Source organism: Butyrivibrio sp. (assembly GCF_024699075.1).
This window is the reverse complement of sequence record NZ_JAILQF010000310.1, coordinates 1-6078: the sequence shown is the minus strand read 5'-3', so window position 1 is coordinate 6078 and position 6078 is coordinate 1. Positions and strand designations below refer to the sequence as shown.

General features: G+C 39.6%; 6 protein-coding genes. 5 read left to right on the top strand and 1 reads right to left on the bottom strand.

Annotation, left to right across the window (positions count from 1 at the left end):
• Positions 1–396: helix-hairpin-helix domain-containing protein (locus K6G87_RS12465; protein ID WP_296837753.1), on the top strand; the 396-nt coding region annotated here is incomplete at its 5' end.
• Between the two features lie 23 nt (positions 397–419).
• On the opposite strand, the gene K6G87_RS12460 is transcribed toward K6G87_RS12465, so the two are convergent.
• Entirely contained in the window at positions 420–1391 is a 972-nt protein-coding gene (locus K6G87_RS12460; RefSeq protein WP_296837751.1) for a helix-turn-helix domain-containing protein, read from the bottom strand.
• A 364-nt stretch (positions 1392–1755) separates the two neighbouring features.
• On the opposite strand from K6G87_RS12460, the gene K6G87_RS12455 reads away from it, so the two are divergent.
• The 4 genes from K6G87_RS12455 to K6G87_RS12440 all read left to right on the top strand — a co-directional run.
• Positions 1756–3168: an extracellular solute-binding protein gene (locus K6G87_RS12455; RefSeq protein WP_296837749.1), complete on the top strand. Its 1413-nt coding sequence runs from the start codon at positions 1756–1758 to the stop codon at positions 3166–3168.
• Positions 3169–3274: 106 nt separating this feature from the next.
• The gene (locus K6G87_RS12450) at positions 3275–4186 is read left to right on the top strand and encodes a carbohydrate ABC transporter permease (RefSeq protein ID WP_296837746.1); all 912 of its coding nucleotides are present in this window, start codon (positions 3275–3277) and stop codon (positions 4184–4186) included.
• A gap of 1 nt (position 4187) precedes the next feature.
• Complete coding sequence (locus K6G87_RS12445; RefSeq protein WP_296837743.1) at positions 4188–5159, top strand: carbohydrate ABC transporter permease; 972 nt, start codon at positions 4188–4190, stop codon at positions 5157–5159.
• Between the two features lie 144 nt (positions 5160–5303).
• Positions 5304–6078: DUF1565 domain-containing protein (locus K6G87_RS12440; RefSeq protein WP_296837741.1), on the top strand; the 775-nt coding region annotated here is incomplete at its 3' end.

Below are 6078 nucleotides of genomic sequence, written 5' to 3'. Positions count from 1 at the left end.
ATCTGCCTACAGGTCCTTGAAGAGCTTGGTATTAATATCCCTGTATGCGGAATGGTCAAGGATGATAACCACAGAACAAGAGGCCTGTATTTTAACAACGAAGAGCTGCCTATAGACAGACGAAGCGAAGGATTCAAGCTTATAACCAGGATCCAGGACGAAGCCCACAGATTCGCTATAGAATATCACAGGTCTCTAAGAAGTAAAGCCCAGGTAAGGTCTGTACTTGATGATATTCCCGGAATTGGAGCCGCCAGAAGGAAGGCCCTTATGAGAGACTTCCAGTCAATTAAGGATATCAAGGAAGCTTCAGTCGAAGAGCTTTTAAAAGTTCCTGAACTCAGGGAAAAAGAAGCTGTGGCTGTCTATGAGTTCTTCCATAAAAAAGAGCAGTAGATCACTTCTTTGCAATTATATTTTCAAAATAAGTTTTCGAAATGTGGATTGGCATTTAGAGGGTGCTTTACTTCATTGAGCATTCTATACTGCGACGGCGGATAACCTGTGCTTTTTTTGAAAGCACGGGTGAAAGCTGTTCCACTTGCAAAGCCTGACTGATATGCAATATCTGTAACAGATAGCTCTGGATTTGATAGAAGCATTTGGGCATAGTTTATCCGCATCTGTTGCAGATACTGATAAAAGGTCATGCCTGTATACTCATTAAATATCCTCTCGAAATGGTATTTGCTAAAGCCCGCAAAAGCAGCTGCTTTTTCAAGACTAAGGTCTTGTGTAAAATGTTCTGAAATATAGGAGCAGATATTACTTAAGGCAATGCTGTTTTTCAAGGAATTAGTAGAATACGAATCTGTTTTTCTGAACAGATCTATATTTTTCCCACACAAAGAAATAAATTGAATAAGTATAGAATAAATCTCAAGCTCGCCATAAGGCTCAAGCTCTGTGAAAGCTATAATGCTGTCATCATCCGGGATCTCGCTCATGTGGAAGTGTGTTGCATGACCAAAATAAAGCTGCATGATCTGATTAAGATGATCGCAGAGCTTATCATACAGATCCTTGGGGCAGGTCTTCTTTCTGATGTGTAGAGCAGGAGACATCAGACGAAAGGCTTTGTCTATCTCGCGAAGGGATATGATACCGGAAAAGTCGGCCTGTATATATATCCTGTCACCTGGAGATGGAGAGAAGATTTCATGAAGGACTGCAGGGCATATAACAAGGATATCATCGATATCTACATGATAGATCTGATTGCCACAGATTACCTTATAAGGAGCACCCTTAGGCCATATGATCTCGACATCGGTATGCCAGTGAGGCGGAAAGTCAGAATGGAGCCTGTTTATAAACATGCGCAGATTGGTGTTGATCTTGTGATTGATCTTTTCTTTGGCGTTAGAGTTTAGAACAAGCGGACTTTTCACTATAAATCACCTCCTGGCATGGTGAATCTGTGATCATAGAATAAATAGCAATTATAGTATCATATGATGAGCCCAAATCGCTGTGTTTAAATTTCATGATTTTGGGTCTAAATACAGCTGCATGCATATAAGCAGTGATCTTTACGTCACATTATAGCATAGATAAAATTCAAAGATTTTGAAAAACTATATTAAATATATTAAATATCAGAATAATCATACACAAACTATACTTTTGTTCATACAAAGAGCAATTTTGGTATGATTTATAGCAATTTTTTTAAGGCATTAATATATCTACTACATTAGAGTTGTAATTAGGATGGGATCAAAAACTATATAATTCAAAATGGGAGGTATGGGTATGAGAAGAAAGATATTGTCAATTTTCTTTGCAGCAGTATTGTCTGCAACAACTCTTGTCGGCTGCGGTGGTTCTGCATCAGAAAACGGTACGCAGGTAGAAGATTCGCAAACACCGACTTCATCTAAAGTTAAGCAGACAGATGGCAAGAATCTTCCGACACTTACTACAGAGCCCATGACGATTACTCTTTGGGATATTTCAACAGAAGATCCTAATAAGGGTATTGCCGAAGCTGCTGTAGCAAGATTTATGGCTGATTATCCCAATATTACTGTTAATCAGGTACATCAGCAAAATGACAATTATAAGCAGCAGCTTGTAGTTGCAATGAGTTCAGGTCAGGCACCCAATATCTATTGTCACTGGGGCGGCGGTCCTATGGCAGAGTATTATAAGTCGGGATTTGCCAATGACATCACAGATATGTATGCCAAGTATGATCATCCGGAGTATGTCGAGGCTGCAGTTGCTCAGTCAACCTATGACGGTAAGATGCTTGCTATTCCTTTTAGTGGACTTACAGGTTGTGACATCTTTTATAACAAGACTATCTTTGAAGATCTGGGCATAGAGGTTCCTGAAACAATTGATGAGCTTGAAGCAGTTTGTGACAAACTTAAAGAAAATGGAATCATCCCATTTAGCCTTGCAAATGCATCTAAGTGGACAGGATCCATGTACTATATGTATCTGGTAGCTCGTCATTCAGGAAATGCTGAGTTTGACGCTGCATATACTCAGGAAAACGGAGGATCTTTTACCAGCCCGGCATTTATATATGCTGGTGAGAAGATTCAGGATTGGGTTAAAAAAGGATACTTCCCGGACGGTGTTAACTCGCTCTCTGCTGATGATAACCAAGACAGAGCACTTCTCTATGATGGATCAGCAGCTATGATGCTTCATGGTTCATGGCAGGTTGGCGGAATTAAATCTGATAACGAAGAATGGTACAACGAGAACATCGGGGTTTTCCGTTTCCCGGAAGATTCAGAGGCTAAGGCTGCCGGTGTACCTCAGGATGTAGAGATAGGTACAGCTATAGGAATGGGAATGACATTCAACTGCTTCAAGGAAGACGGATCTGTTGATCAGGAAATGCTTGATGCATGTTATGTACTTGCAACACAGTATTTTAACGATGATACATATAACGCAGCTCAGGTTGCTGCAGGTACGGTTCCTTCTATCAAGGGATTTAATGAGAATATCGAAGATCCTAATAATAAATACATCATAGACCAGTTCTTTAAAGCATCAAATGTACAGCTGTGGTACGACCAGTATTTACCTGCATCTGTTACTGAGGTTCATAAGAACTGTATGACAGAGCTCTTTGGTCTTGAGAAGACTCCTTTGGAGATAGGTCAGGAACAGGATGCTGCAATGCAGAAGGCACTGGAAGAATAAGTCTATACGTTTTTAATGATATGAGGCTGCCCACAGGATACTAATCCTGCGGGCAGTTTGTTAAGTAAAACAATTTGACCTGGTTATTATAAAGAGGAGGGGCTATATGGAGAAGGGCAATAATATTGGGCTTGCCAAAGCAAAGGCCAGAAGCACTCAAAAGGCAGCAACTATCTTCCTTATGCCGGCACTGATACTTATAGTTTGTTACATCGTATATCCTGTCATTGATACTTTTGTGATAAGCGGCTATAAATGGAATGGCATATCTTCTGACAGAGTTTTTATAGGCTTTGATAATTGGAAGAGTCTTGCCTTGGATGAGATGTTCTGGAAATCTTTTTTGCATAATCTTATCGTAATGGTATTCTCAATCCTGTTGCAGATACCTATAGGTATGCTTCTTGCCACATTCCTGGATGCAGGAGGCAAGAAATTTAATGCTTTTAAAGTAATATGGTTTTTGCCATATCTTATGAGCTCTGTTGCTATCGCATTCTTGTTTGTATATGCGCTTGCGACTAACGGAGGTCTTATTTCTTCACTTGCAACCATTATTCTGGGTAAAAAAACCACAATAGATCTTTTGGGAACAGCGCCTAATGCTCTATATACCATAATAGGCGTCATGGCCTGGCAGTTTACACCATTTTATATGGTCTACTTTATTGCGGGTTATGGCAATATCGACACCACTATATACGAAGCAGCTATTATAGATGGAGCTACAAGAGGACAATACTTGCGCCATATAGCGATTCCTCTTCTGGGGCCGATCTTCAAGACAGCGTGTACTATGTCTCTTATAGGATCATTAAAGTATTTTGACATGATCTGGAATATGACACAGGGAGGACCTGCCGGTACTACAGAACTTATGGCAACGTATATGTACAAGCTGTCATTCCAACAGTTCAACATGGGATATGGCTCGACAGTTGCAGCCGGTATGTTCATATTGATAACAGCTATAGCACTTCTTTTTAACAAGGTATTTAAGGTTAAGGAGGATTACTGATATGAGTGAAAATATACAAATGGACATATCGCAGGCACCAGCTGGTGAAGATATTATAGAAAAAAGGGATGGCACAATCATAGGTAATACGGCTGATAGAACTAATGATAGAGAAAAAGCGAAAAAAGATGATTACAAAATATCAAGGATAAAATCCGTAATAGCATGGACTATAGCAGGTTTTTTTGCAGTGATATGGCTTGTCCTTACGCTTACACCATTTTTCTTCATGATAATGAATTCATTTCGTAAGCAGTTTGATATGTTGCAGCAAGGCGTGTTTCATCTTCCGGATCCCTGGTATTTTCAGAACTACGTAGAGGTGGTGACGCATGGATTTTTCGGGTACTTTTTTAGAAGTGTTATAGTAGTTGCGATATCGCTTGTTCTGATGCTCATCATATCTTCGTTTGCAGCATATCCATTGTCGAGGATGAAGTTTAAGCTAAATGGATTTATATATGCAACAATCGTAGCAATGATGTCAGTTCCTATGCATGTTACACTTATTCCGATTTTCAAACTTACAACGTCCGTTGGGCTTTATGACTCACTTTGGTCACTTATAGGACCATATGTTGCATTTGCACTTCCTATGTCGGTTTTCATACTAACGGCTTTTATGAAAACAATACCAAGAGAAGTTGAGGAATCAGCTGAGATTGATGGATGCAATCTCTATCAAAATTTCTTTAAGATGATACTTCCGCTTTCGAAGGCAGGATTATCTACGCTTTCAATCTATAATGGAGTAGCTATGTGGAATGAATTTGCATTTGCCAACACATTTTTAATATCTCCCGAAAACAAGACTCTTCCGCTTGCTCTAGGACAGTTTAAGGGTGAGCATTCCCTGAATATTCCGATCAATATGGCTGTATTGACGCTGTCGGTTCTGCCAATGATCATTTTATTTATAATATTTCAGGATAAGCTGGTTAAAGGAATGATGGCAGGTGCAGTTAAAGGTTAACATTATTGGAGGAAAAATATTTCCGGAATCAGGTTTTAATAAAAAATGATATAAATATCATAAAAAACAAAATATACAAAAGATCCAGAAGAGATAAAATAATATAGTAAATGCAATTCATATAGACATAAGGAGAAGGTATATATGACGATCTATGTTGACGTAAATGCAAAACATGATGGTAACGGATCAAAAGAACTTCCATTTAGAAGAATAGGTGAAGCAGCCAAGGTTGCAAAGCCGGGTGATGAAGTTCTTGTAGCACCAGGAACATACAGAGAGTATGTAGATCCTGTAAATGCAGGAACAGAAGAAAAGAGGATTGTGTATAAGAGTACCGAGCCTCTTGGAGCTATCATAACAGGTGCAGAAAAGCTTACGGGATGGACCAGATATGAAGGGGATGTCTGGAGTGCGAGAGTTAAAAATGGAATCTTTGGATCATATAATCCGTATACAACACTTGTATATGGCGACTGGTACTTCGCTACACCCAACAAGCATACAGGATGCGTGTGGCTAAATGATGAAGCCTTATATGAAGCTCTTGGCATTGAAGAAGTAATAGAAGCTAAGGTATATGACTGCTCATGGGATCCTGAAAGATCTACAAGAAAGTGGTACGCACAGCAGGATACAGAGACTGATGAAACAGTATTTTATGCAAACTTTGGAGGAGCTGATCCTAATAAAGAGAATGTAGAGATCAATGTAAGACGTGAATGCTTCATGCCTAGTAAAGAAGGCATCGGTTATATCACAGTAAGCGGATTTAATGTTAATAAAGCTGCTACAACATGGGCACCTCCTGCAGCATATCAGGACGGAATGATCGCACCACACTGGAGTAAGGGCTGGATCATAGAAGACTGCGAGATATGGGGCAGTAAGTGCGCAGGAATCTGCGTAGGACGCTACT